The following is a 23721-nucleotide window of genomic DNA, read 5'->3' as shown; positions in this document are numbered from 1 at the left end:
GGGCGTCCGGGCCAGGGCTGTCCCGACCGACGGGGACTCCACGCTCTGAAAGTGAACGATTGCCACCCACGGATGCGCTTGACCGGCCCCTGCCGCGCCCACGCCGCGACCCCGGCGTGGCCAGGAATTCCTCCGTCACTCCGACTTCTCGCAACGGGTGAAGTGACCAGCGCGCCGGAAACAGCGCCTCGACCAGCCCACTGGGCATCGGTCGCGCCCTCAGGGGTAGCCACGACGAGCAGACACGGTGCCCCCCTGTCCATCCCGTCCGACGGATGGCCACACCCCGTCCACAACCGACCGCTCAGACACGCTCTCCGCCGGTGCCTATCCACGTTCTCCGTAGACGGCGAAACCCGCCGCGTTGAGGTAGACAGCCACCCGTAGATCGAGCTCGATCTCGCGCACCTGGATATGCACTGTGAACTCACGGTACTCGGCGACAGCGCCGAGTCCGGCGAAGTAGCTTGAGGGATCGAACGTGAGCTGATGCGCGCCGCGCCTCACCTGAAGTTCCTCCAGCGCCGGCAGCCGACCGTCATTGACGGTGAACCCGGACATCAGTGGTGCCCAGCCTCGATCGTCGCGGCTGTCCAGCCGCACCAGCACGCCGGGGACAGGTCGGCCCGACGCGCCGTCAATGATGCGAACACCAATCATTTTATATCCACATCCCTCCATTTTGGTCAATGCTTCGCGTGAACGTACGCCTGGCCGCTGTCATCCCGCTATCGATCTGGCAAACGCCTTCTTTAGCTTGAAGTAAGCGCAACGACGACGGATCGACAGCCAAGGGATATCAGGTTGACAGCGGTCGCTGGTGAACTCGGTCCGTGGTCGAGATCGAAGGGGGAACGAGATTATGAGCCGTGACACCAACTGGGGCTAGCGATCAGGCCGAGCGCAACGACAAAGGTGGTCCCTCGAGTCAGAAAGACGACTCGAGGGACCACCTTCAGGTTGTGCGCAAAACGCCTAGAAGCCAGATATTGCCGACCGGGCAGCCCTCGTCAACACCCGCTCGATCAACGGATCCAGAATCCGGTCGTATATCGGCACCCCGACGTCGTACGTCACCTCGAGCACCACCTCGCAGCCCTCGGACGCGGGAATTGTCCGCCAAACGCCGGACAGACTCCGGAAATCGCCAACGGTCTGGGTGAACGAGATACGACGCTCGCTCGGTGCCGGTTCACTCCGCTGCCGCCAATGAATTGACCTACCCCGGAACGGCACCGTCCACTCGTCTTCGAACTGCCTGATCCGATCGAACGCGGCGTCCGCCGACAGCGCCGTCCGGGCCTCTACTCGAATCGTCCTCATGAGCTGCCCCTCAGTGAGACCGCCTGCAGATGCGTCGTCCGGATCATCATGTAGCTGGCTTCACCGAACACTCCCCCCGTAAGGCCGGTGCCGCCGTGAGAAGGCAGGTAAGGGAAGAAGCCGGAGTGCGATTCGTCGTTCACCTTGACGACGCCGCCGTTGGTCACGGCACCCACGAAGCGCTCCACGACCGTTTCGTCCTCCGACCAGAACGAGTTGCGGAGGCCGTACGCATTGGTGTTGACGAAGTCGAGCACGTCTTCGAGCAGCGCGTCGTCGCTGCGGCCCGACTCGGGAACCACCACCGGTAGCAGCGGGAAGAAGGTCTCCGCGCGGACCGCCGCCAGCTCGCGGCTGCGCGCCAGGCCGTCGATGCGTAGCACTGTCGGTTCCAGGAAGTAGCCGGTGTCGGACGGTGACCCGTCCACCTCCAGCTGGCGTCCGCCACACACCATCTGGGCCCCCCCGGCCAGCGCCTCGTGGAGCACCGCGAAGAAGCTCTCCCGGGCGAGGACCGGGGTGAGCTCCACGCCGTCATCGTCGGGGTAGCCGGGCCGGATGCGCCCGGCGGCGATCCGTAGCCGATCGAGCAGTTCGTCGGCGATAGCGGGATGCGCCACCACCTGGTTGGGAACGTTGCAGATCTGCCCGGAGGCGTTGAACGCCTCGGTCAGCGCTCGGACCGCCACGTCGAGGTCGGCATCCCGCCACACCACGGCGCAGTCGTTGCCGGCAAGCTCCAGAATGGGCTTCTTGCCCGCGGCGATGCAATCGTTCTGGAAGATCAGCCCTTTGTCGCTGCCCCCAAAGTAGATGATGTCGTTGACGTGCGGGCTGGCCAGCCAGTCATCGAGCATCGGGGGTCCACACACGACGTTGACGGTGCCCGGTGGTGCACCCACCTCGTCGAGGGCGGGCGCGATGATCTCCCGGATCGCGTACATCACGCCCAACGGAAGACTGCGCGGCGCCCGGATCACGACGGCGTTGCCGGAGAGCAGCGCGGCCGCCCCGTAGATCGCGTTGGAGTGCGGCGCGTTCTGTGGCGGCGCCACGCAGACGACACCGTCCGGACGACGGCGCAGGACGATCCGCCTGCCGTCGTGCGAGAACTCGCGGTGCAACAGCTCCCCACACCAGGACAGGGTCTGCTCGCTGAAGATGTGCAGCAACCCGTCGATCTCGGCGTGCGACGCGGTGCGCGGCCGCCCCTCGGCGACCATGAGCTCCACGAACTCGTCGCGGGTCGCGACCAGCCGCCGGCGGATCGCCTCGCCCAGGCGCAGTCGGGTACGCAGGGGCGTTCTGCCCCACTCCGGCTGGGCGGCGGCTGCCGCGGTCAGCGCCTGCTGGACAGTCTGCGGGTCGGCCAACGCGGCCCGTCCGACAACGCGCGGGTCGTCCTCCTCACCGAGCTCACCGGACTCCAGCCGGCGCTTCAGGCTCAGCGCGCCGAAGGTGTCCTCCAGCGCCGCGCGTGCCGAGATGCCGTAGACATGCCGGGCGGATTCGACGTCCTTGCCGGCGACATAAGACAGAAAGCTTCTCATGGTGCGTACTCCCGCCCGAGCAGTTCACGTGCCACGACCAGCTTGGTGGCGTTGGCGGTGCCATCGGCGAGTTGAGTGCCGATCAGGTCACGGAGCCGCTGCGCGATCGGCTGCTCCTCGCTGTAGCCGAAGTGACCAAGCGTCAACAGCGCCTGGTGCGCCGCATCCACGGCCGCCTTCGGCGCCCACCACTTCGCCATGTTCGCTGCCAGACGGTGCTCCAGCCCGGCGTCGTTGCGCCACAGCGCCTCGTACGCGAGGAGTCGGGCCGCATGCAGATAGGTGGCGCACTCCGCGAGCGGAAAGGCGATCCCCTGAAAGTGGCCCAGTGGCTTGTCGAACGCCCGCCGGTGCCGAGCGTGCGAAAGAGCGTCGTCCAGCGCCGCCTGTGCCGCGCTGACGGCCATGAGCGCGATGAGCGCCCGCGAGTAGTCGAAGCCGCGCATGCCCTGGGCGAAGCCGAGTCCGGTTTCGCCCACCACGTCGGACACCCGGACCGGCAAGCCGTCGAAGACCAGAGTCGATCGGCCACCGGACCGGCTGCCGAGGTCACGCAGGGGCGAGCGCACCACGTACTGGTCGTCCAGCCGGGCGTAGAAGGCGGTGACCCCACGGGCACGTGGCGCATCGCTGGTGCGGGCAAAGATCATGCCGTGGGTGGCGTACGCGCCCAGCATGATCGACGTCTTCTCGCCGACGAGCCGCCAGTCGTGCGGACCACTCGGTTCGGCGCGAAGCTTCACGGCGGCTGCATCGGTCCCGTGGCCCGGCTCGGTCATGCAGAACGCCACCACCGCATCCCCGCGAGCGATCGCCGGCAGCCATTGCGCGCGTTGCTCCGCAGTGCCGTTGGCGGTGATGATGCCGGCAACCAGGGCGGCGTTCAGCACTGGATAGCACGCGGTGAGATCGCCCCGGGCCAGTTCCTCCAGGGCAACGCCGGTGCTGACCGCATCCAAGCCCAGCCCGCCGTACTCGACCGGGACGCGCAGCGCGAACAGGCCCTCGGCGGCCAACTCGCGCAGCAGCTCGGGGCGGAACTGTCCCTGCCGATCGCTGTCCTGATAGAACGGCACGATTCGGTGTTCGGTGAAGGCGCGTACCTTGTCGGCCAGCGCATGCTGCTCAGCAGTATGAGAGAAATCCATCACGCAACTCTCAATCGTTCCCGCAGAACGAACTTCTGGACCTTTCCCGACGGCGTCTTCGGCAACTCGTCAACGGCACTGATCCGCTCCGGCCAATACGGCTTGGCCATGCCCAGATCGGTGAGATGCGCACGCAGTTCGTCGAGGGAAGGCGCCTCGCCATCCGGCACGATCACCGCGCACGCCCGTTCGCCGAGCCGCGGGTCCGGATACCCGACGACGGCCACCTCCCGGATCGCCGGATGGCGCAGCAGTGCTGCCTCCACCTCGACCGCGGGCACCTTCTCGGCTCCACGGACGATGACGTCCTTCACACGGCCGACCATGCGGACGCCGCCGTATCCGTCGTCCCGCGCCAGGTCGCCGGTGTCGAACCAGCCGTCGGACGTCAGCGACTGGCGATACAGCTCCGGACGGTGGTAGTAGCCCAGGCACTGGTTGTCACCCCGTACCTGGAGACGCCCGACGGCGCCCTTTTCGACCAGGTTGCCGGTCTTCTCGTCGACGATGCGAATCTCCATGCCGGGTACCGGTGTGCCGTCGCTCTCCGCCGCCCGCATCAGCGGGTCTTCCGGGCGGGTGACGGTGACGCAGCCGTTCTCCGTCATGCCCCACACCGCGTAGACCCGGCAACCAAGGACCTCGTGCGCCTCCTCCACGAGGACCGGTGGCACCGGCGCGCTCCCCGTGCCGAACGTCCTGAGGGCGCCGACGTCCCGCCGACGGCGCCGCTGCTCGTGGATCAGGTCGCTGAGAACCGTTGGCGCCCCGTAGAAGAACGTCACCCGCTCCGCCTCGACGATCCGCAGCATCAGCGCCGGGTCCCACGAATCCACCTGCACCGCGGTCGCGCCCAAAATCAGCGGCATGACGAAGTTCCAGGTGTATCCACCTTGCAGGGTGGTCGGCGATCCCATCGCCGTGATCTCGTCGCCGGTCAGCCCCAGCACCTCGATCTGCCGCCGGTTGATGGCGTAGAGCGTCCGGTGGCTGTGCATCACGCCCTTCGGCTCACCGGTGGTGCCGGACGTGAAGATGACCTGGGCCAGGTCGTCGGGGCCGGCTTCGCGGCCGTCCAACTCACCGCGAGGCACCTCGTCCTCCCAGGCCCGATCGAGCAGGTCGGCGTCGAAGTCGAGCGCCCCCGTCGTGCTCGGCTGACCGATGAGGATGCGATGACCAAGGGAGGGCACCGCGGCGGCCACCTCGGCGCTCATCTCGTCGTACGAGAACCCACGATGGGACGTCGCCCCCACGTACACCGGGCTCTTCGTGAGTCGGGTCATGAATTCCAGCTCGCGTCGGCGCATGACCGGCGCCACCGGCCCGGCGACGGCCCCGATCCGCGCGCAGGCGAGGGCGAGCGCGACGAGCTGCCACGAGTTGGGCAGTTGCAGCGTCACCACCTCACCCCGCTGGACGCCGAGCCGGGCCAGCCCGGCGGCCAGCCGCTCAACCGTCGCGCCCAACTGGGAGTAGGTCAGCCGATCGGTCGGCCGGCCGTCGGCGTGCCAGCAGATCACCGCCGCCCGCTGCGGATGCCGGACCACTGCCTCCCGGAGGTGGTCGAGCATGGTCCTGTCGTCGTGCGGTCCGGCGGGTTCGAGCCGCCGGACCGCCGTACTCGCGTCCATGGTCACGCCGTCCTCCGAACGCTAGACGCCGGCCGGGGCGAACTGGTCGAGCTGCCCAATCGGCCGGGTCGGCTGCCAACTCCCCGGCACGAGGTGTGCGTTGATCAGCTTGCCGTCGCCGCGAAGCTCGGAGTAGGACGGGTGCCGCATGTGCAGCAGCGGCTCGTCGTAGGCGTCGTACGCCGCGTCGAATCCGAAGCGGTAGTTGAACTCGATGTCCTCGCCGCCCCAGCCCTGGTAGCGCTCGTCCATGCCGCCGGTGCGGTAGTACAACTCGGCGCGGGCGAAGAAGCACAGACCCGGCCCACGACGCAGGGTGAAGGCGCGCAAGCGACGCGGGTCGGGCGCTGCCGCACCGCCGTGCAACCGTTCGCGGATGGCCCGCCAGGTGGCGGGGTAGTCCATCGCCACCATGTCCCGGTACGGCAGGTGCCCCATCGTGCCCGGTTCGCGCATGCGGTCCACATTGCGCGCGAGGAAGTCACGGTCGGCCAGCACGTCGGCGTCCATGTGGCAGATGATCTCGGTGGGCCCGGGCGTGTTGGCGACGCCGACGTTCATCGCCCAGGACTTGTTGAACACGCCATCCTTGGGGGCGAAGATGTAGTTGTCGGCGAACCGGCTGATCACATCGCGCCAGCGGGACTGCTCGTCGCTCTCCACGACCGTCACCTGATACTGCTCGCGCGGCAACGACTGGTCACGCAACGACCGCAGACACGCCAGGAGGTTGCGCAGCCTCTCGCCGCCGCCCTCGAGCCGGCTGTGGAACGGGATCACGACGAGGACCTCCGGGGCGGCGCCCTCGGGCAGCCGCAGCCCCGGGTCGAACGCGGCCATCTCCTCGACGGTCACGGGAACGGCATCACTGGTGTAGTCCTCGTTCAGCACGTGGCCGAGGCGCGAGTTGCACTCCGCCCGCCAGCCAAGGTGCAGGAGCTCGTCGACTGCGGAGTCGTGGCCGTGCCGCTGTACCAGCGCCGCGTGCAGAGCCCAGTACCGCAGGTGATCCGTCGGGTCGGCCAGCAGGCTCTCACCCAGCGTACGGATCGTCTCGGCCGCGCACGTCCGCACCGCGTCGACGACCTTGTCCCGCCAAGGCCGGGAAATCTCCCAGTAGTAGAGACCCGAGGCGGGCGCATCGGGATCGGCCGCGACGACGAGGTTGTCAGCGACGGCCTTCGCCAGTACGGCAGGATCGGTCGGCTTCAGATACGACATTATCGCCCCAATTCATGAGAGCTGATTCTGGTCGGGCTTGCCGGCAGTGGCGACGATACTGTGAACCCGCTGCGGGAAAGGATTGCTCTTCGCTACCGGGTTACCAGGACGAAGTACTCAACCCATCCGCCTTTCCGATACGCAGGGACCGCGTTCGATACTCAGGACCGCGCCGGCTTCGGGCACCGACGGCGCGCCTTTCGCGTGATGGCTGGACGACAGCCGATCGATAGCGGCCAATAAGACAGTTGGCCGGTGGAATCCGCCGAGATAACCATCAGGGATCGCGTCCGAGATGTATTCGCTGGCAGGCACACAGAGTTGCGGCGCATCGCCGCGGCGACCGACCGGCGCGGGTCCGCCGGCATTGCATTGATCGGCGCGGAAGGCGTGGGCAAGAGCCGCCTGCAGACCGAGGCTGCCCATCGGGCCGATCCGGCACGACACCACGTCATCCGGGCCGTCACCACAGTGGCGACCGCCAACGTAGCGTTCGGCGCACTCGCCGAACATCTGCCGTCCGGGCTGCTCCGCTCACCGTTCACGGGCGACGCGCTCCGTACCGCGGCCGAGGCGTTGCTCAAGCCGGCCGGCAAGCGCCGCCTGACGCTCGTCGTGGACGACGCCCACCTACTGGACGAGGCGTCCGCCGCGCTGGCGGTTCAACTCGCCCGACGAGGCGAACTCTTCCTCCTCACCGCGGTGCGTCCCGACCGGCGGCTGCCGCGCCCGATCGCGGACCTGTGGACCGATGGGCTGGCCGAGTGGATGGAGATCGGCCCGCTCAGCCGCGCCGACGTCCACCAGATCCTCGGGGAGGCGCTGTGCGGTCAAGTGGAAGGCGCTCTGGTTCAGCGGTTCTGGGAGGCCACCGCGGGCAACGCGTTGCTGGTGCGCGAGCTGCTGACCGCACAGTTGGAGGCGAACCGGCTGGTATCCGAGGACGGCAGGTGGATGCTCCGTGGCCCGTTCGCCATCCCGACCTGGCTCGCCGGGCTGGTCAACGAGCGGCTCGCGGCAGCGCCGCCGGAGTGTCGTTCCGCCATGGAGCTGCTCGCCGTCACCGAGCCGATCGGCCCGAATGTGCTCGGCGAGCTGGTACCCGCTGACGTGCTCGAAGCAGCGGAAGCGCACGGTTTCATCAGGATCGAGCGAAGCGGCGGCCAGGACCTCGCGCGCCTGGCGTACCCGATATATGGCGATGTCCTGCGCGCCGTCACGCCACGGCTGCGGGCGCGGCGTTGGCTCAGCCAGTGCGCCAGCCTCATCCAGGCGACCAGCCACGATCCGGTCGACCTCGCGCGGGCCGTGCGGTGGCAGCTGGCCTGTGGCGAGCGACCGTCACCGGAAAACATGGCTGTCGCCGCTCGGACCGCCCAATCCGCAATGGACTTCGAGCTCGCCGGGCAGCTCGCCGGACGCGAGCTGGCCGCCGGTCGGGGGGCGGCGGTGATTGAGTCGCTCGGATACGGTCTGCTGTTCGCCGGCCGGCCGGCGGAAGCCGAAGCCGCACTGTCCGGTCTCGGCCGGTTGGACGGCGACCTCGACCGCGCCCGGGTCGCCCTGGTGCGCGCATTCAACCTCTACTTCGGCCTCGACCGACAGGCACCCGCCGAGCTTCTGCTGGCCGCGGCCGTCGACGAGACCGTCGACCCGGTTGCCCGTCGACGCCTGATCGCGCGGCAGGCGTTGCTGCGTGCTCTCTCCGACGCACCGAAGGAGGCGCTGGAACTCGCCGCCGGGGCCCCGGACGAGCCGGAGGCCCAGGTGGCCACCGGCCTGGCCATGGTCTTCTCCGGCCGCCCGCACGAAGGACTCGACCTGCTGGCCGGCGAGTGGCCTGCCGAGGCACCGTGGCTCTCGGTCTTCGCGGACCTCGGCACGGTCCACGGTCTGTTGTGGACAGCGCAGCTCGCCGAGGCGGAGGAGCGGGCCCGTACCGGCTACGACCGGGCGCTCGCCAACCGGTGGCAGTTCGCGACCATCGTGTCGTGCCTGCTGCGCGGCCTGGTCGCCCGGATGCGCGGTCAGCTGCGCGACCAGGCATCCTGGTGCCGTGAGGGCATTTCGATCGCCCGTGAGCAGGGTTCGAACAATGTGCTGGCCATCCTGCTGGGGCAGCTCGCGCACGGCTACGCGCTGACTGGCGAAGCCGACGCGGCGGTCCGCGCGTTGGACGAAGCCGACCGGTTGGGCGGAATATCCCTGCGGCTACTGAGCCCGTGGACGGAGCTCGCCCGCGCCTGGGTCATCAGCGCACGGCACGGAGACGCCGCTGCCCACGCACAGTGGACCGCGCGGCTGGCCCGCGACCGAGGTGCGGCAGGCTTCGAGACGCTCGCCCTGCACGACGCGGCGCGCCTCGGCGCCCCGAAACACGCCGCCGACCGGCTGCGGGCGCTCTCGGGCCAGTCCCGTCGACTCCTCGGGAATTCGTACGCCCTACACGCCCGAGCGATGGCGGAGGGTGACGCGGCGGCACTCGCGGAGGTGTCCGCCGACTTCGCCGAAATGGGTAGCCCGCTGCTGGCTGCGGAGGCCGCCGCCGAGGAGTCCGAGCGGCATCGGTCGCACGGCCGCCTGGCCATGGCGTCCACGGCCGCCGCGCGAGCCCTCATGTTCATGGGCCACTGCGAGGAGATCCCCCGCTCGCCCGCGCTGTCCGCGCTGGCGCCGCCGCGCCTCACCCGCAGGGAGGGCGAGATCGCCGAGCTTGCCGCCGGAGGGCTGTCCAGCCGCGAGATCGCCCGCAACCTCGTGCTGTCGGTGCGGACGGTGGAGAACCACCTGCATCGTGTCTACCGCAAGCTCGGCATCAACAACCGTGGGGAACTCAACGCCCTGAGCGTCCTGCTCACCAGGCCGCAGAGCTGAGCCTCCACCCGAGTGACCGGAGCTGTTCGCGGTCCGAGCCCGCAGCCGATCCCACCGGAATCCCCCGGTGGGAACGGCTGCGGGCTCGGACGCTGTGCGGGACGTCAGTTGATGACGCCGGCGCCAACGGTGTGGTTCGTCTCCTCGTCGATGAGGATGAAGGAGCCGGTGAGCCGATTGCGCGAGTACGGGTCACACAACAGCGGCTGGGTCACTCGCAACTCGAGCCGACTGATCTCATTGCATCGCAACTCCGTGGCACTCAAGTCACGACGCAGCGTGTTGACGTCGAGCCGGTAACGCAATTCCCGGACGACCGCACGAACGGTTCGGGTCGTGTGTTTGAGCAACAGCCGAGCCGGCGGTCGGAGCGGACGCTCACTCATCCAGACGACCATGGCGTCGATGTCCTGGGCCACGGCCGGCGCGTTGTGTGGCCGGCAGATCATGTCCCCCCGGGACACGTCGAGGTCGTCGGCGAGCCGCAGCACCACCGACATCGGCGGCCTGGCCTCATCGACCGGCCCGTCCGGACCATCGATGGCGGCGACCCGGGTGGTCAGCCCGGACGGCAGATGCATGACCTCGTCACCAGGGCGCAGCACGCCACCGGCGACCTGGCCGGCGTAGCCGCGGTAGTCGGGGAACGCGGTTGACTGCGGACGAATCACGTACTGCACCGGGAACCGGACGTCCACCAGATTGCGGTCCGAGGCGATGTGCACGTTCTCCAGGTGATGCAGCAGCGAGGCGCCCTCGTACCAGGGCATCTCGGGCGAGCGACTGACGACGTTGTCCCCGCGCAGCGCGCTGATCGGCACGAAGGTGACGTCCCGAGTGGCGATCCTCGTGGTGAACGCCGAGAACTCCGCCCGGACCCGATCGAACACGCCCTGGTCGTACCCGACCAGATCCATCTTGTTGACGCAGACCACCAGGTGCGGCACACCCAGCAGACCGAGCAGGAACGTATGCCGCCGGCTCTGCTCGAGCATGCCCTTGGTCGCGTCCACCAGGACAATGGCCAGGTCCGCCGTGGAGGCGCCGGTCACCATGTTCCGGGTGTACTGGGCGTGGCCGGGAGTGTCGGCGAGAATGAACGTGCGCTTGGGCGTGGCGAAGTAGCCGTACGCCACGTCGATGGTGATGCCCTGCTCACGCTCCGCCCGCAGGCCGTCCATCAACAGTGCCAGGTTGGTGTACTCGTCGCCGCGCCGGCGGCTGGCGTCCTCGACCGCGGCGAGCCGATCGGTGAAGGTGGACTTGGAGTCGTAGAGCAACCGTCCGATCAGCGTGCTCTTGCCGTCGTCCACCGACCCGGCGGTGGCGAAGCGGAGAATGTCCATGATCAGAAATACCCTTCCCGCTTGCGGTCCTCCATGGCGGCCTCGCTGGTCCGGTCGTCCGCCCGGGTGGCGCCGCGCTCGGTAACCCTGGTGGTCGCCACCTCCTGGATGATGTCGGCGACCGTCTGCGCACCGGAGAGGACCGCTCCGGTGCAGGTCATGTCGCCCACCGTCCGGTACCGCACTGTCGCCTCGGACACCACTTCCGTCGGGTCCGGCGACTGGTACGGGTTTTCGGCCAGCAGCATGCCGTCTCGCTCGAACACGCGCCGCCGGTGAGCGAAATAGATCGGCGGCACGTCGAGCTCATCCCGGCCGATGTACCGCCAGACGTCGAGCTCCGTCCAGTTGGACAGTGGAAAGACCCGGATGTGCTCGCCCGGCCGGATGCGGGTGTTGAACAGGTTCCACAACTCCGGGCGCTGATTTCTGGGGTCCCACTGGCCGATCTCGTCCCGGAACGAGAAGATCCGTTCCTTGGCCCGGGCCTTCTCCTCGTCGCGCCGGGCACCGCCGAACGCCACGTCGAAGCGATGCTCGGCGATGACATCCAGCAGCGTCGTCGTTTGCAGCCGGTTGCGGCTGGCCCGTCGCCCGGTCTGCTCGATCACCCGCCCGGTGTCGATCGAGTCCTGCACCGAGGCCACGATCAGCCGTGCGCCCAGCTCGGCGACGCGCTTGTCGCGGTATTCAAGGACCTCCGGGAAGTTGTGCCCGGTGTCGACGTGCACCAGCGCAAATGGCATCGGCGCCGGCCGGAACGCCTTCTCCGCCAGGCGAAGCATGACGATCGAGTCCTTGCCACCGGAGAACAGCAGCGCGGGCCGTTCGAACTCGGAGGCCACCTCGCGGATGATGTGGATCGACTCTGCTTCCAGCATTTCCAGACTCATGACACACCCCGCGTATTTCCGCCATCCACCAACAGCACAGTGCCGGTCACGAAGCCCGCCTGCTCGCTGGCGAGGAAGGCAGCGATCGCGCCGAAGTCCGCCGGTCGTCCAACCCGGCCGAGCGGCACCTCGGCGACGATCTCCTTCAGCGCGGTCTCGCCGTCCAGCGCGGGCCGCGCCGCCACGAAGCTGTCGAAAGCCGGCGTCTGATGAACGCCGGGGGCCAGCACGTTCACGGTGATGCCGCTGGCGCCGAGGGCGTGAACCACGCCCTTGGCGAAGCCGAGCACGCCCAACCGGGCGGTCGCGGACATCGCGGTGCCCGGGAGCGGCTGGCGTACGGCCTCCGAGGTGATCAGCAGGACCCGACCCCAACCGGCCCGCCGCAGGTGCGGCAACGCGGCCATCGTGATCGAGATGTGGGGCAGCATCGACCCCTCCACGGCTTGCCGATAGTCGTCCACGCTGAACGCATCGGCCTTGCCATGCGGCACGCCGGGAGAGTTGGTGACCACGACGTGCAGGGCACCGAACTCTTCCGCCGTCTGGTTCACCCAGCGCGTCACGCCCGCGTCGTCACGGACGTCCACCTCGACAGACAACACCCGCCCGGGACCGGCCTCATCGATCTGCTTGTGCGCCGCGGCCAGTCGCTGCGGGTCGCGGGCCGCGATGGACACGTTTGCGCCCTCGGCCGCCAGCGCGCGAGCGACGGCCAGACCGAGGCCGCTGCTGGCGGCGGCGACCAACGCCGTCCGTCCGGACAGTCCGAGATCCATCAGGCCACCTTTCCCGCCAGCATCGGATACCCGTAGCGGCGCAGCAGGGGCAGTGCGAGCGCCGTCGTCGTGGCAGTCGGCAGTAGCGGCAACTCGGTGCGCCAACGCTCGTCCGGCCGGATCAACACAGTGCCCTGGCCGAGCCGATCCGGGTTGCCGGTGACCGTGTGGTTGATGCCGAGAGTCACCTTGCCCTCCTCGGTCACCGGTGGCTCGTCGTCGAGTCCCGCGAAGCGCAGCACCTCCTCCACGACCTCACGGGGCCGCCGGGTCAGGTCCTCGTGCCGGATTCGGAGGTAACGGCCGTCCGCGGCGCCACCGACGTACTCGGAGGCCACGTTGAAGCCGACCCAGTTCGCGGTGCTCTGTGCCGGGCTCATCGGCTCGATGTACCGCTTGCCGCGTTGGTACGAGTAGGTGGTGGCGCGCGGATCCCGGACGATGTGCAGCACCCGCACATCCACGTCGGAGCGCCGGAGCAGGGCAGCCGCCTCGGCCGGGTACTTGGAGCTGTCCACGACCGCCCGCTCCGCGCCGCGCTGCGTCAGTTCTCGATACACGGCGACGGTGCGGTCCAGCACCGCTGTGACGTGGTCGGGCGTGCTGGCGAGGCGGGCGCGGGTGTGCCGGGTCCGGAGGCCGGCCTGCTGCCACGACATCATCTGGCGCGCGAGCCGGGTGGGCTCGTCGTCGCCGAACGTGGCGATCACCGACGACCACAGCGCGCACTGCCGGATCTGCTCGCCGCATCCGCACAGCGAGTTCGTGCCGCTGTCCAGCAGACCGTTCTTCCACAGGTAGTGCAGTTCGCCGGCGTGCATTACGCCGGGCAGTTCGTTGAGCACGTTGCCGAGAATGGTGCTGCCGCTGCGCAGCCAGCCGGTGATGTAGATGACTTTCATCGCACACCGTCCGTCAGCAGGAGGAAGTGCTGAGGCAGGTGAACGGCGAGACCCACGGAGGTGCGTGCCTCCACGACGTCGCCATGCAGCGTCAGCGCCGACCGGCTGGGATCGAGCAGCGTCACAGCGGCCCGGAAATCCCCGAGCAGCGCCTGGCCGCGGGGCATCATCCGGGTGCGCGAGACCTTGATACCGGCCTCGGCGAGGCGGCCGAGCAGCCCGTCGCGGACCATCTCCCAGTAGTGAACGGGGTGCACGACGACACCGTCGCAGGAGCCACCGGTCTCCTCGACCGTCCCCGCCGCGATGGTCAACGCCGCGCCGAGGTCGCCGGAAATGGTCGACCTGCGCATCTCGGGCAGCTTCAGCAGCCCTGGTATGCGACCGTCGGCGGTGCCGTGCAGCAGGGCCTGGTTCTCCACCACGCCCATCCGAACGAGCACCCGGTAGTCGACGAACGCGGCGAGCAACGCGGGCTCGTGCCGCAGGTCGGGCGGGACCGGCACCGACACGCTCAGCTCGGTCAGCTCGGCATACTCCACGGTGGGCTCGAAGGTGGCCTCCGGGGTGCTGGCGTACGCCGTACCGGCGGATTCGTACTCGCTCTTCGGCGCCTCGCGCACGTAGGCGAGCGTCTGGTCGGAGACCGAGGCAACCTTCAACAGGTGCCGCACCGTGTACCGCGGTCGGCTCTTGAAGAGCGGGAACGACGCGGTCAGGTGCGCCCGGATCGGCACCACCACGTCGGTGCCGTTCTGCGCCCGGGCAACCGACATGGCGAATTCCTCACCAGGGCTGCGCAGGGTCAGCGTCGGGTCGGCGAACGTCTGCCGGGTCACTTCCAGCGCGCTGGCGCTGGGTTGCATCGTGGTGGTCATTTCTTCCCCTCCAGGACGGCGCTGAGAACCGCGGATGTCGTGAGCCCCAGCGCGGCGAGTGTTTCGTCGTGGCTGCCGCCCTCGGTCGGCCAGTCGGTGCCGGCGTTCACACCCCGTACCTCGCGGTCGGGGAGCAGCAGCGCGAGGGTGGACGCCACGCTGCCGGCCGGGCGATGCTCCTCGACGACGATCAGCCGCCGCGCGCCGGCCAGGTGCGGAATGGCGAGCGCCAGGCTCTCCGCGTCCACCCAACACAGGTGCGCGTGGCCGAGGTCCGGCTGGCTCTCGGTGACGGTCTGGCACAGCGCGGTCGGCTTCTCCCCGATGGATACGAGGCAGGTGTCGTCGCTCATCGGGTTCAGCCAGGTGACCGCGCCCCGGCCGGCCGGCGCGAACGAGGCGTCGAACACCTCGTTGCGTCCCAGCCGCACGTAGCACGGCCGGTCGCCGGCGGCCGCGACCCGGATCGCCTCGCGGGTCTCGGCCTCCCCCGCGGGTACGGCGATCCGCACGCCCGGCAGGCTCTGCATCACGGCGAGGTCCTCCAGGCAATGGTGAGTCGGCCCGAACCACGCACCGGACACCCCGCCATACGGGCTGACCAGGACCACGGGGGCCGCGAGGTATCCGAGCCCGAGCTTGACACTCTCCGCCGCGCGGAACGCCGCGAACGTGGCGAACGTGCTGACGAATGGCCGCAGCCCGGCGGAGGCGAGCCCGACCGCGATGTCCACCGCGGAAGCCTCGGCGATACCGAGGTTGAGGAACCGGTCGGGAAACCGATCCTTGAAGCAGTGCGAGGCGCCGCCGAGGTCCGCCTCCAGGCACACGATGCGCGGGTCGTGTGCGGCGAGCTCGGTCAGCTCGACCCGGTACGCCTCCCGTGCCGACACCGTAGCCGTCATCACCGGATCGCCGCCTTCCACTGCCGTGCCCGAGCCGGACTGATCTTCACGTAGTGCGAGGCGGCCTTTCCCTCGGTCGCCGGCACGCCCTTGCCCTTGACGGTGGTGGCCAGCACCGCGAGCGGCCGGTCGGTCGGCACGATCGTCGCCAACAACTTCTCGATGTCGTGGCCGTCCACCTCCGCGACATCGAAGCCGAACGCGGCCAGCCGGGCCGGCAGGTCGGTCATCGGCGAGATGTCCGAGACGTAGCCGTCGTTCTGGCCACCGTTGAGGTCCACCACCACTGTGAGCCCGCCGATTCGCTTGGCCTGGGCCACCTGCAGCGCCTCCCAGACCAGGCCCTCCTGCAACTCGCCGTCACCAACCACGGCGATGGCACCGCCGGGTTGGTTCAGCAACCGCCGGGAGAGGGCCCACCCGACCGCGTACGCGAGCCCGTGCCCGAGGCTGCCCGTGGGGAACCGGACGCCGGGCACCTTCGGGCCGGGGTGTCCGGTGTAGGGCGAACCAGCACGGCCGTACCGGGGTGCCGGGTTCTCCTCGATGACGCCGACCTCATGCAGCACCGCGTAGAGCGCCGCGGCCGCATGGCCCTTGCTCAGTACGACCTCAGTGCCCGGCCGGGAGCGGGCGACGGCGAACGCGGCGACCAGAATGTCCACCACCGAAAGGCTGCCGCCGAGATGGCAGCCAACCTCGCTGGCAGCCATGTCGACCACCAGCCGGCGGGCCCGGCTGGCCTGATCCCGAAGCAGATCGATCTCGTCCATCACCGCACACACCAATCCCGTACGGCCGCGGACAGCACCGCCCGCGCCCGCCGGTACTCGTCGGCTGACAGCCGCTCGTCCGGCGTGTGGTCCAGGTGTGCATCTCCCGGTCCGTACGCCACCATCGGAACGCCCCGCCATCTGGTGGCGAGCGTGTTCATGTCGCTGCTTCCCTTCTTCGCCAGCAGCCGTGGAGCCCCTCCGGTCACCGCACGCAGGGCTCGGGTGAACGCCCGCACCAGCGGATCGGCCCGTGGTGTGCTCACCGGGGGCGTGGCGAGCAGCAGCTGACCGTCCTCGAAGGCGGACAGCACGTTGTCCACCTCGGTTCCTGGCGGCACCCGTACATCCAGCACCGCCGAGGCGGTCTGGGTGCCGCCGGAGCCGCCGGCGGCCAGGTCCAGCACCGCGAACAGCGCCTCCGGGCTGCGCTTGCCGACCTCGGCCTCGACCTCGCCGATGAGGTCGACCAGGCGGCTGGCGGCCGTCCGCCGATCCTTGCCCGCGGTGTGACCGGTGGCCTGGGCCACGTTCATCCGCACCTTGCACACGCCGTGGTAGCCGATGGTCACCGCGCCGGCGCCACTGGGCTCGCCGATGATGACCGCGTCCGCCGGGTAGTGGTCACGCGCGTAGAGCGCGCCGGACGCGGTCCGCTCCTCCTCCACGGTGCCGACCACCCGAACCGTGACACCATCGGGTGGTTCGAACTCCACCAGCGTCTGCAGGAACGCGGCCAGGCTGGCCTTTGCGTCCACGCAGCCACGGCCGCTGAGCACACCACCGTCCCAGGCGACAGGCCAGCGGTAGGGGACGGTGTCGAGATGGCCGAGCATCAGCAGCCGGCGTGGCCCACTGCCGCGCGTGGCGACCAGGTTGCCGGCCGGATCGATCACCGCCTGCACGCCTCTCTCGGTCAGCCACTTCAGCAGGAACAGCGCCAGTTCGCGCTCGCCGCCGGAGACCGAGGAGATCTCCACCATGCGGGTCAGCAGATCCAGACCCGGCTCCGGCGCGGCGGCACGCCAGAAGCGGGTACCGCCGTGGGCGTTGACGGTGTGAGGACCGGTGATGGCGACGTCCGCGGTTCCACTCAGGGCAAGCTCCGCCGCCCGGACCTTCTGCCGCATCCGCCCGCCGGCATACGCCATTCCCTCGCCTCGGCCCACGTGCGGCAGGGTGCTGCCGCGGTCGGACGGATCGGCGAGCAGGCCCGGGGTGCCGGTCACCAGGCGTAGGTGGTCGGCGTCGAGCGCGTTGGCCAATTCGGCGGCGAGCACGTCGGCGTCCACGTTGATCGGCGCCCCGCCGTCGTCCGCGGTCACCGGCGGTGACACGCAGACCACGTCGAAGGTGTCCAGAAGGGCGCGCAGCCGTGCCACGTTGACCGCGGAGACCACGCCGGCCCGGTGGTCGCGAACCAACCGCTGCCGGTCGCCCTCCACCACCCGGAGCGGACGGTTCGGGGTACCCGTGACCAGCCCCTCCGACGCGCCCGTCGCCGCGAATACCGTCATCCCGCGCTGGACCAGGTTCTCTCGTATTCGAGGGAGGGTCAGCCGCTCGTAGGCGGCGACGATGTGCGGCATCTCCTCGGGCGGGCAGTACCGCACCTCATCGCCGGAGGCCAGCCGCAGCATCCGCATCGGGCGCTCGGTGCTGGCGTAGTGATCAGCGATGTCGGCCGCGCCGCCGGCGACCAGCAACAGGCGGGCACCGCACGCGTTCAGCGCGGCCAGGTCGTCGTAGGCGGACTGGTGACGCAGGCTGGAACTGCCCACCTTCACCACGTACAGCGGCGCGTAGGGGGAGACCTCCGCCAACGCCTCGTTGTCCATCATGGCCATCCCCCGGCCTCCGGAAGTCCCAGCCGTTCGTCCATGCCGTAGATCCGGTTGAGCGCCTGCACCGCTTGGCCGGCGCCACCCTTGATGAGGTTGTCCAGGGCGGACACCACCACCCAGCGGTCGCCAGCCACCGACACTCCGACCTCGGCGACGTTGGAACCCACCACCGTCTTGAGCATCGGCATCCCCATCGGGGATCGGCCGCCCGCCACCCGCACGAACGGCGCGTCGGCGTACGCCCGGGCGAACGCCCGGCGCACGTCGCCGCCCTCGGCGCCCGGCTTCAGCCGCCCGTACGCCGAGACCATGACGCCGCGCGCGACGGGCAGGCTGAACGTGGAGAACTGCAGATCCGGCGCACGCCCGGTCAGGTCGGTGAGCGCCTGCTGGACCTCGGGAGCGTGCCGGTGGCCGTGGAGCCGGTGCACCCGTACGTTTCCGTCGCGCACCGCCGGATGCTCCACACTGCCGGTGCCGCTGCCGCTCGACCCCGTCTTCGCGTCCACCACCACGTCCGCCGCCGCCACGTCGGCCTGGAACAGCGGGTAGAGCGCGTAGATGGTCGCCGCCGCCATGCAGCCCGGCAGGTTGAGCACCGATTCCGTCGGCTTGGGCGCGAACTCCGGAACGTAGTAGGGAATCGGCTGCCGCCAACCGCCGGCCGACGCGGGATAGTGGCGCTCGATCTGGTCCGACTGGCGCAGGCGGTAATCGCCGGCCAAATTGATCACGACGCTCGCGCGGCCGGCCACGTCGTCGAGCACTGACGGAAGTACGCCGTTGGGCAGGCAGGCGAACGCGACGTCGACGTTGGGCATCTCGTCGAGCTTGCGCATGTGGTGTCGGCCCATCGACGAGTTCCGTAACCCCGGCACCACCTGCCCGACGGGCTGACCGGCGTGTCTGGCCGAGGACACGAACGTCGGCACCACCTGGGGGTGGGCGGCCAGCAGCCGGATCAGCTCGGCGCCGATGAACCCGCTGCCGCCGAGGACGGCGGCGCTGATGCGCTCGCTCATGCCGCCACCTCCGCCCCGGCGAACACCGCGTCGCGCACGTACGCGGCGACGTGGCCGGCGATGTCAACGCCGTGAATCTTGGAGGATTGGGCGAAGTCCGGGTTGGTGTTGACCTCCAGCACGTACATCTCGCCGGTCTCCCTGGACTCGGCCAGGTCGACGCCGTAGAAGCCGGGGCCGAAACACGCCACGACCCGGGCGCACAGTTCGCGAGCGCGGTCCGAGATCGGGATGGGCTCCACGGCACCGCCCTGATGGGTGTTGGTGCGCAGACCGGAGCCCACCTGACGGTAGGCCACGATCGGGCGGTCCCCCACCACGTGCACCCGCTCGTTGTAACCGGGCTTGGGCACGTACTCCTGCACCACGACGGGGAACTCCTTACCCGCCGGGTCCAACGCCTCCCGACCGCCGACCCAGGCATCGAACTGCGCCTGCTCGGCGATGCGGACGATTCCGCGCCCCCACGAGCCGCTGATCGGCTTGACGACCGCGTCCCCGCCGAGCGCCTCGACGTACATCTGGACCTGCTCGACGGTGAACGCGATGTGCGTCGTCGGGTGCGGAACGTCGTGGTTGGCGTAGGCGATCGCCTGAAGGTCCTTGGCGAGGCACAGGCGCACCGCGTGCGGGGTGTTCAGCGTCTCGATGCCGGCGTGCTCGAACCGGGCCGCCATCGCGGCCAACTCCCGATGGGACACGTTGCGCAGCAGCACCATGCGGGGCCGCGGCGCGGCGTTGTTGAGCACGGCGGCTGTGTGCCGGGGCATCGCCGACTGCGCGGTCAGCCCGGTCGCCCGGAGGGCCCCCAGGAGCAGGCGTTCCTCCGGGCGCACCATGGTCACGGAGACCAGCACATCGGCCGTCTCACTCACCCCAGTCCTCCTCGATCTCGGGTGCGCGGTCGAGCCGGATCGCGGGGGTAACCTCGACTACCTCGTGTTCCTGGCCGCAGCCTCGGCACGACAGAATGTCGCCCAGCTCCGGCTCGGTCGATACCGCGACCTCGGTGTCGCACTCCAGGCAAACAGTTGCGGTGGTCACATTGGACATGGGATCCCTCCGGAAGACTAGGCTCGATCGAAATCGATGATCATCATGTCGCGGGTCGCGATGCCCGCGCCCACGGGTCCGATCGGGGAAACTTCGTGCTCCATCGCGCGGTCATCGAGCACAATTGTTTCCATCGGGTTCACCATCGTGTGCTCGAACAGCGGCTCGTTCTCACCCTTGCGGAAGACGCGGCTGACCCCGCCGGTGCAGTTCTGACGGCCGACCAGATGAATGGCCACGTAGTCGTGACCGTCGCTGTGGCGGCCTTCCGGCGCCGGTGCCGAGGTGCTGTCACCGTCGGCCGCCACGCGAATCATGTGGACGGTTATCACCCAGTCACCGTCGATTCCGCTCGCGCGGCTGATAAAGCCCAGGTCGTGCGCGATGGCGGCTCGGAGGTTCGCATTCCCGTGCATCTCCGGGGTAATCGGCGCGAACTGCCTGACCTGCCCGCCGTAGACCCGGTTCACGTCCTCGGCCTGGTAGAACGGCTCGGCGGGCAGGGTTTCCAGGCCACCTCGGGAGCGCCCCAGCAGCCGCCCCAATCGACGGTATCGGCGCGTCCGATGGCTCGGTTGGACGTAGGGGTCGATTGGAAGATCGTCCCAGAATTTCGCGAATTCGTCCCACCCGCTACCTACGGAAACGTGTAGTTGCTCATGGGCCCATCCGTTCTTCACGATGTCCTGTGGACGGAGCAGGACGAAATCTTTGATAGGCATTCCGTGCCTCCCTTCTTATCCAGGAATGAACGTACTGGCGGGGCAGTACTCTGCACCCGGCCGAGCTCCACTCAACACCTCGAAAAAGGGCACCCAGAACCGGATTTGGTCCTCACCCATGTGATGCGGATCGGCCTGATGGGTGGCAACGCCGGCACTGACGTCAGCACTGACGAAGTGCGCGACCCCGCGTAAGGCCCGGCATGCCGGCGGACTGCTCGGCGCCGAACGCGCGGGCCGGCAGAGGCCGAGTCGGTGGCGGCACCTGATGACCGGTCTCGACAGCTTCGCCCTCCAGCTGCGGCTCGTCCGCATCGATCGCTGGCGCCTGCTCCCGTGCCCACACCGGACGTCTCCAACCGATACGTGATCGGATTCCGCGACGCCCGCCCAGCTCCCTGTCAGACTGCCTTCGGCAGTAGCTTTCCTGGCCGGCTTCACCTCCGCCGCGCCGCGCCGCACCGCACCGAGGTGCGAAAACAGTCTCTAGTGTGGACACGGCCGGGGATGTCGGATCGTCTATGCTACCGTCAAAACGCAATTAGCCGGGTTCACGCAAGCTGATCTGCGATTGAGTAGCGCCATCGGGATGATCGAGTGTCCGCGGCGCACCGCTTGCGTGGCGGCTTCTTGCTACACCTTGTCCAGGATTTTGGGAGGTAGCCAATGGTGCAGCAACGACGCGCGGTCTATGCCCTCGCCGCGTTGTCCGCAGCCACTTTCTGTTACGTCACCACCGAGGTGCTTCCGATCGGGTTGCTCACCCTGATCGCGCCGGACCTGGGACGCACCAGGTCGGAGGCCGGTCTGCTGGTGACCGGGTACGCCGTGGTGGTCATGATTGTGGCGCTCCCGCTGACCCGGGTCACTCGGCGTGTGCCCCGGCGCCCGCTGCTCGCCGGTGCCCTCGGTGTGTTCGCCGCGGCGACGGCGGTGTCAGCCTTCGCCACCTCCTACGAGGTGTTGCTCGCCGCGCGGCTGGTGTCCGCCACCACGAACGGCATCTTCTGGGCGGTGGTGTTCCCGGTGGCGATCTCGATGTTCCCGGCGAACATCCGAGGCCGCATCGTGGCTCGCCTGTCGATCGGCAACGCGCTCGGCCCGGTCCTCGGCGTGCCACTGGGTACCTGGTTGGGCGGGCAGGCCGGGTGGCGGGCCGCCTTCATCGCGATGGCCATCTTCGGCTTCGTCACCTGCATCGCGGTCGCCCTGCTCCTGCCGAGCGTCACGCCGCAAGAGAGCGCCGGTGAAACCGGGCCCATGCCGGACCGGCATCGCTTCGTCGTCCTCCTCGTCGCCACCATCCTCGCGGTCACCGGCGCCATGGGCGCGTTCACCTACATGACCGTCTTCCTCCTCGACGTCAGCGGGTTCGCCGCAGCATCACTCGGCCTGCTGCTCTTCGTTCAAGGCTCGTTCGGCGTCGCCGGCACCTGGGCGGTCGGCAGGGTCCTGGACCGATTTCCGCTCGGTGTCGTGCTGGGTCTACTCGGGCTCATCACCACCGCGATGCTCGGCCTCTACGCGGGTGGCTCGAGCAAGGTACTGACGATCCCCCTGCTCGCCGTGGCGGGGATGTCCTTCAGCTCGCTGATCGCCGGAATCCAGCACCGCATCATGCAGGTCGCCCCGTCGACCACCGACATGGCGTCAGCAAGCCTCAGTGTCGCGTTCAACTTCGGCCTCGCCGCCGGCTCGTTCATCGGCGCGGGCCTGCTGGCGACGGCCGGTGTGCGCGTCATCCCATTGTTCGGTGGCCTGCTGACAGCTGCGGCGTTCGCGTTGCTCGCCGGCCACGAAATGTCCCGCAAGAGAAGGAGAGACGATGAAACTGTCCGTCGTAATCCCGACCTACAACCGGTCGGACATTCTGCAGCTCACACTTGAGTCACTCGTCCATCAGGATCTCGATCACGATGACTACGAGGTGCTGGTAGTCGACGACGGATCGTCCGACGACACCGCGGATGTCGTGAAGAAGTACACGGACCAGATGAACCTGCGCTACTTCTTCCAAGAGGACGAGGGCTACCGGGCCGCCGGGGCCCGTAACCTCGGCATCACCCATGCGCAGGGCGAGGTCACCGTCTTCATGGACGCGGGTGTGATGGCGCACTCCAGCCTCCTGCGCGTTCACCTCGCCCACCACGAGGCTTCAACCGAGCCGATCGCCGTATGCGGATACGTGTTCGGCTACAGCCTCAACAACGAGAACGCCGACGAGGTCCTTGCCGACCTCGACGTCAACAATGTGGACGGGACGATCGAGCAGTGGCGCGAGAAGGGCCTGCACCCTGACATCAGGGAGGACTTCTTCATCCGGGAAGGTGACGACTTCTCGGCCGCGCCCGCGCCCTGGCTCATGTACTGGACGTTCAACGCCTCGGTGCGGACGGAACAGCTGCGGCGTGTCGGCATGTTCGACGACGCGTTCCGCGCATGGGGTGGCGAGGACGTCGACCTCGGCTACCGGCTGCACCGCGACGGAGCCCGAATGTTCCTGGACCGGAACGCGATGTCGCTGCACTGGCCGCACGAGCGGGACGGCGAAGGCGCCGACGCAGTCGCCAACTATCGGTACATGGCCCGGAAGTACGACACGCCGATTACGCGTCTGCTGGACATCGTCCCGACCATCAACTTCTTCGTCATCAACGATGTCATCCGGGGCCGGAAGCTGACCCACTGACCGGACCGCAGCTGGTACGTGGGCCCACGCACCACATATCAGCGCGGCGCGCCCCGCGCGCCGGCCGCCGTCGATGCGACCCAGGCCGGCGCGCTGCGCGTGGTCAACGACTCTGCGCAGTCTGCACTCGAGGCGATTCCGCGAACACCACGCGTCGATGATGTC

At 68.8% G+C, this 23721-nt stretch carries 22 protein-coding genes; 3 read left to right on the top strand and 19 right to left on the bottom strand.

Annotation, left to right across the window (positions count from 1 at the left end):
* Positions 1 to 327: 327 nt before the first annotated feature.
* The 7 genes from OG598_RS05060 to OG598_RS05030 all read right to left on the bottom strand — a co-directional run bounded on the left by OG598_RS05060 (position 328) and on the right by OG598_RS05030 (position 7302).
* Complete coding sequence (locus tag OG598_RS05060; RefSeq protein WP_328653253.1) at positions 328 to 660, bottom strand: hydroxyisourate hydrolase; 333 nt, start codon at positions 658 to 660, stop codon at positions 328 to 330.
* Between the two features lie 315 nt (positions 661 to 975).
* On the bottom strand, positions 976 to 1323 hold the full coding sequence (locus OG598_RS05055) for a type II toxin-antitoxin system RatA family toxin (protein ID WP_328653252.1): 348 nt from the start codon (positions 1321 to 1323) through the stop codon (positions 976 to 978).
* Positions 1320 to 2873, bottom strand: coding sequence for an aldehyde dehydrogenase family protein (locus tag OG598_RS05050; protein WP_328653251.1), 1554 nt, complete (start codon positions 2871 to 2873; stop codon positions 1320 to 1322). Before OG598_RS05050 ends, OG598_RS05055 begins: the two co-directional genes overlap by 4 nt.
* A complete protein-coding gene (locus tag OG598_RS05045) occupies positions 2870 to 4021 on the bottom strand; it encodes an acyl-CoA dehydrogenase family protein (RefSeq protein ID WP_328653250.1) in 1152 nt (383 codons plus the stop codon). The genes OG598_RS05050 and OG598_RS05045 overlap by 4 nt, the downstream gene beginning before the upstream one ends.
* Complete coding sequence (locus tag OG598_RS05040) at positions 4021 to 5655, bottom strand: AMP-binding protein (protein WP_328653249.1); 1635 nt, start codon at positions 5653 to 5655, stop codon at positions 4021 to 4023. The genes OG598_RS05045 and OG598_RS05040 overlap by 1 nt, the downstream gene beginning before the upstream one ends.
* Positions 5656 to 5676: 21 nt before the next feature.
* Entirely contained in the window at positions 5677 to 6876 is a 1200-nt protein-coding gene (locus OG598_RS05035; RefSeq protein ID WP_328653248.1) for a glycosyltransferase, read from the bottom strand.
* A 117-nt stretch (positions 6877 to 6993) separates the two neighbouring features.
* Entirely contained in the window at positions 6994 to 7302 is a 309-nt protein-coding gene (locus OG598_RS05030) for a hypothetical protein (protein ID WP_328655515.1), read from the bottom strand.
* Here OG598_RS05030 and OG598_RS05025 point away from each other — a divergent pair.
* The gene (locus OG598_RS05025; RefSeq protein WP_328653247.1) at positions 7198 to 9750 is read left to right on the top strand and encodes a LuxR C-terminal-related transcriptional regulator; all 2553 of its coding nucleotides are present in this window, start codon (positions 7198 to 7200) and stop codon (positions 9748 to 9750) included. The genes OG598_RS05030 and OG598_RS05025 overlap by 105 nt on opposite strands.
* A 104-nt stretch (positions 9751 to 9854) precedes the next feature.
* Here OG598_RS05025 and OG598_RS05020 read toward each other — a convergent pair whose 3' ends face one another.
* From OG598_RS05020 to OG598_RS04965, 12 genes are read right to left on the bottom strand one after another with little or no spacing between them, the layout of a single operon-like run.
* Complete coding sequence (locus OG598_RS05020) at positions 9855 to 11096, bottom strand: sulfate adenylyltransferase subunit 1 (protein WP_328653246.1); 1242 nt, start codon at positions 11094 to 11096, stop codon at positions 9855 to 9857.
* A 2-nt stretch (positions 11097 to 11098) separates the two neighbouring features.
* Positions 11099 to 11989 carry a sulfate adenylyltransferase subunit CysD gene (gene cysD / locus OG598_RS05015; RefSeq protein WP_328653245.1) on the bottom strand — a complete coding sequence of 297 codons (891 nt, stop codon included), beginning with the start codon at positions 11987 to 11989 and terminating at the stop codon, positions 11099 to 11101.
* Positions 11986 to 12768, bottom strand: a complete 783-nt coding sequence (locus OG598_RS05010) for an SDR family oxidoreductase (protein ID WP_328653244.1) — start codon at positions 12766 to 12768, stop codon at positions 11986 to 11988. The genes cysD and OG598_RS05010 overlap by 4 nt, the downstream gene beginning before the upstream one ends.
* A complete protein-coding gene (locus OG598_RS05005; RefSeq protein WP_328653243.1) occupies positions 12768 to 13670 on the bottom strand; it encodes a sulfotransferase in 903 nt (300 codons plus the stop codon). Before OG598_RS05005 ends, OG598_RS05010 begins: the two co-directional genes overlap by 1 nt.
* Positions 13667 to 14548 (bottom strand): family 3 encapsulin nanocompartment shell protein, encoded by an 882-nt coding sequence (locus OG598_RS05000; protein ID WP_328653242.1) that lies wholly within the window; start codon positions 14546 to 14548, stop codon positions 13667 to 13669. The genes OG598_RS05005 and OG598_RS05000 overlap by 4 nt, the downstream gene beginning before the upstream one ends.
* The gene (locus OG598_RS04995) at positions 14545 to 15453 is read right to left on the bottom strand and encodes a transketolase (RefSeq protein ID WP_328653241.1); all 909 of its coding nucleotides are present in this window, start codon (positions 15451 to 15453) and stop codon (positions 14545 to 14547) included. Before OG598_RS04995 ends, OG598_RS05000 begins: the two co-directional genes overlap by 4 nt.
* The gene (locus OG598_RS04990; RefSeq protein WP_328653240.1) at positions 15453 to 16226 is read right to left on the bottom strand and encodes a 1-deoxy-D-xylulose-5-phosphate synthase N-terminal domain-containing protein; all 774 of its coding nucleotides are present in this window, start codon (positions 16224 to 16226) and stop codon (positions 15453 to 15455) included. The genes OG598_RS04995 and OG598_RS04990 overlap by 1 nt, the downstream gene beginning before the upstream one ends.
* Positions 16226 to 18073 (bottom strand): M20/M25/M40 family metallo-hydrolase, encoded by a 1848-nt coding sequence (locus OG598_RS04985; protein WP_328653239.1) that lies wholly within the window; start codon positions 18071 to 18073, stop codon positions 16226 to 16228. Before OG598_RS04985 ends, OG598_RS04990 begins: the two co-directional genes overlap by 1 nt.
* Positions 18064 to 19092, bottom strand: coding sequence for an N-acetyl-gamma-glutamyl-phosphate reductase (gene argC, locus OG598_RS04980; protein ID WP_328653238.1), 1029 nt, complete (start codon positions 19090 to 19092; stop codon positions 18064 to 18066). Before argC ends, OG598_RS04985 begins: the two co-directional genes overlap by 10 nt.
* Complete coding sequence (locus OG598_RS04975; RefSeq protein WP_328653237.1) at positions 19089 to 19967, bottom strand: ATP-grasp domain-containing protein; 879 nt, start codon at positions 19965 to 19967, stop codon at positions 19089 to 19091. The genes argC and OG598_RS04975 overlap by 4 nt, the downstream gene beginning before the upstream one ends.
* Positions 19960 to 20145 carry a lysine biosynthesis protein LysW gene (locus tag OG598_RS04970; protein ID WP_328653236.1) on the bottom strand — a complete coding sequence of 62 codons (186 nt, stop codon included), beginning with the start codon at positions 20143 to 20145 and terminating at the stop codon, positions 19960 to 19962. Before OG598_RS04970 ends, OG598_RS04975 begins: the two co-directional genes overlap by 8 nt.
* Positions 20146 to 20162: 17 nt before the next feature.
* Positions 20163 to 20867 carry a 2OG-Fe dioxygenase family protein gene (locus OG598_RS04965; RefSeq protein ID WP_328653235.1) on the bottom strand — a complete coding sequence of 235 codons (705 nt, stop codon included), beginning with the start codon at positions 20865 to 20867 and terminating at the stop codon, positions 20163 to 20165.
* Between the two features lie 666 nt (positions 20868 to 21533).
* Between OG598_RS04965 and OG598_RS04960 the strand changes: the two genes are divergently transcribed.
* Positions 21534 to 22754: an MFS transporter gene (locus tag OG598_RS04960; RefSeq protein ID WP_328653234.1), complete on the top strand. Its 1221-nt coding sequence runs from the start codon at positions 21534 to 21536 to the stop codon at positions 22752 to 22754.
* Entirely contained in the window at positions 22693 to 23556 is an 864-nt protein-coding gene (locus OG598_RS04955) for a glycosyltransferase (protein WP_328653233.1), read from the top strand. Before OG598_RS04960 ends, OG598_RS04955 begins: the two co-directional genes overlap by 62 nt.
* The last annotated feature ends 165 nt before the right edge of the window (positions 23557 to 23721 follow it).

This window comes from Micromonospora sp. NBC_00330 (assembly GCF_036136635.1).
Lineage (GTDB): Bacteria > Actinomycetota > Actinomycetes > Mycobacteriales > Micromonosporaceae > Micromonospora > Micromonospora salmantinae.
This window is presented reverse-complemented; position numbering and strand designations above follow the sequence as displayed.

Coding starts and splice junctions, on each gene's coding strand:
- OG598_RS05060 (WP_328653253.1), bottom strand. CDS start 660: ATGATTGGTGTTCGCATCATTGACGGCGCGTCGGGCCGACCTGTCCCC.
- OG598_RS05055 (WP_328653252.1), bottom strand. CDS start 1,323: ATGAGGACGATTCGAGTAGAGGCCCGGACGGCGCTGTCGGCGGACGCC.
- OG598_RS05050 (WP_328653251.1), bottom strand. CDS start 2,873: ATGAGAAGCTTTCTGTCTTATGTCGCCGGCAAGGACGTCGAATCCGCC.
- OG598_RS05045 (WP_328653250.1), bottom strand. CDS start 4,021: ATGGATTTCTCTCATACTGCTGAGCAGCATGCGCTGGCCGACAAGGTA.
- OG598_RS05040 (WP_328653249.1), bottom strand. CDS start 5,655: ATGGACGCGAGTACGGCGGTCCGGCGGCTCGAACCCGCCGGACCGCAC.
- OG598_RS05035 (WP_328653248.1), bottom strand. CDS start 6,876: ATGTCGTATCTGAAGCCGACCGATCCTGCCGTACTGGCGAAGGCCGTC.
- OG598_RS05030 (WP_328655515.1), bottom strand. CDS start 7,302: ATGGGCAGCCTCGGTCTGCAGGCGGCTCTTGCCCACGCCTTCCGCGCC.
- OG598_RS05020 (WP_328653246.1), bottom strand. CDS start 11,096: ATGGACATTCTCCGCTTCGCCACCGCCGGGTCGGTGGACGACGGCAAG.
- cysD (WP_328653245.1), bottom strand. CDS start 11,989: ATGAGTCTGGAAATGCTGGAAGCAGAGTCGATCCACATCATCCGCGAG.
- OG598_RS05010 (WP_328653244.1), bottom strand. CDS start 12,768: ATGGATCTCGGACTGTCCGGACGGACGGCGTTGGTCGCCGCCGCCAGC.
- OG598_RS05005 (WP_328653243.1), bottom strand. CDS start 13,670: ATGAAAGTCATCTACATCACCGGCTGGCTGCGCAGCGGCAGCACCATT.
- OG598_RS05000 (WP_328653242.1), bottom strand. CDS start 14,548: ATGACCACCACGATGCAACCCAGCGCCAGCGCGCTGGAAGTGACCCGG.
- OG598_RS04995 (WP_328653241.1), bottom strand. CDS start 15,453: ATGACGGCTACGGTGTCGGCACGGGAGGCGTACCGGGTCGAGCTGACC.
- OG598_RS04990 (WP_328653240.1), bottom strand. CDS start 16,226: ATGGACGAGATCGATCTGCTTCGGGATCAGGCCAGCCGGGCCCGCCGG.
- OG598_RS04985 (WP_328653239.1), bottom strand. CDS start 18,073: ATGGCCATGATGGACAACGAGGCGTTGGCGGAGGTCTCCCCCTACGCG.
- argC (WP_328653238.1), bottom strand. CDS start 19,092: ATGAGCGAGCGCATCAGCGCCGCCGTCCTCGGCGGCAGCGGGTTCATC.
- OG598_RS04970 (WP_328653236.1), bottom strand. CDS start 20,145: ATGTCCAATGTGACCACCGCAACTGTTTGCCTGGAGTGCGACACCGAG.
- OG598_RS04965 (WP_328653235.1), bottom strand. CDS start 20,867: ATGCCTATCAAAGATTTCGTCCTGCTCCGTCCACAGGACATCGTGAAG.
- OG598_RS04960 (WP_328653234.1), top strand. CDS start 21,534: ATGGTGCAGCAACGACGCGCGGTCTATGCCCTCGCCGCGTTGTCCGCA.
- OG598_RS04955 (WP_328653233.1), top strand. CDS start 22,693: ATGAAACTGTCCGTCGTAATCCCGACCTACAACCGGTCGGACATTCTG.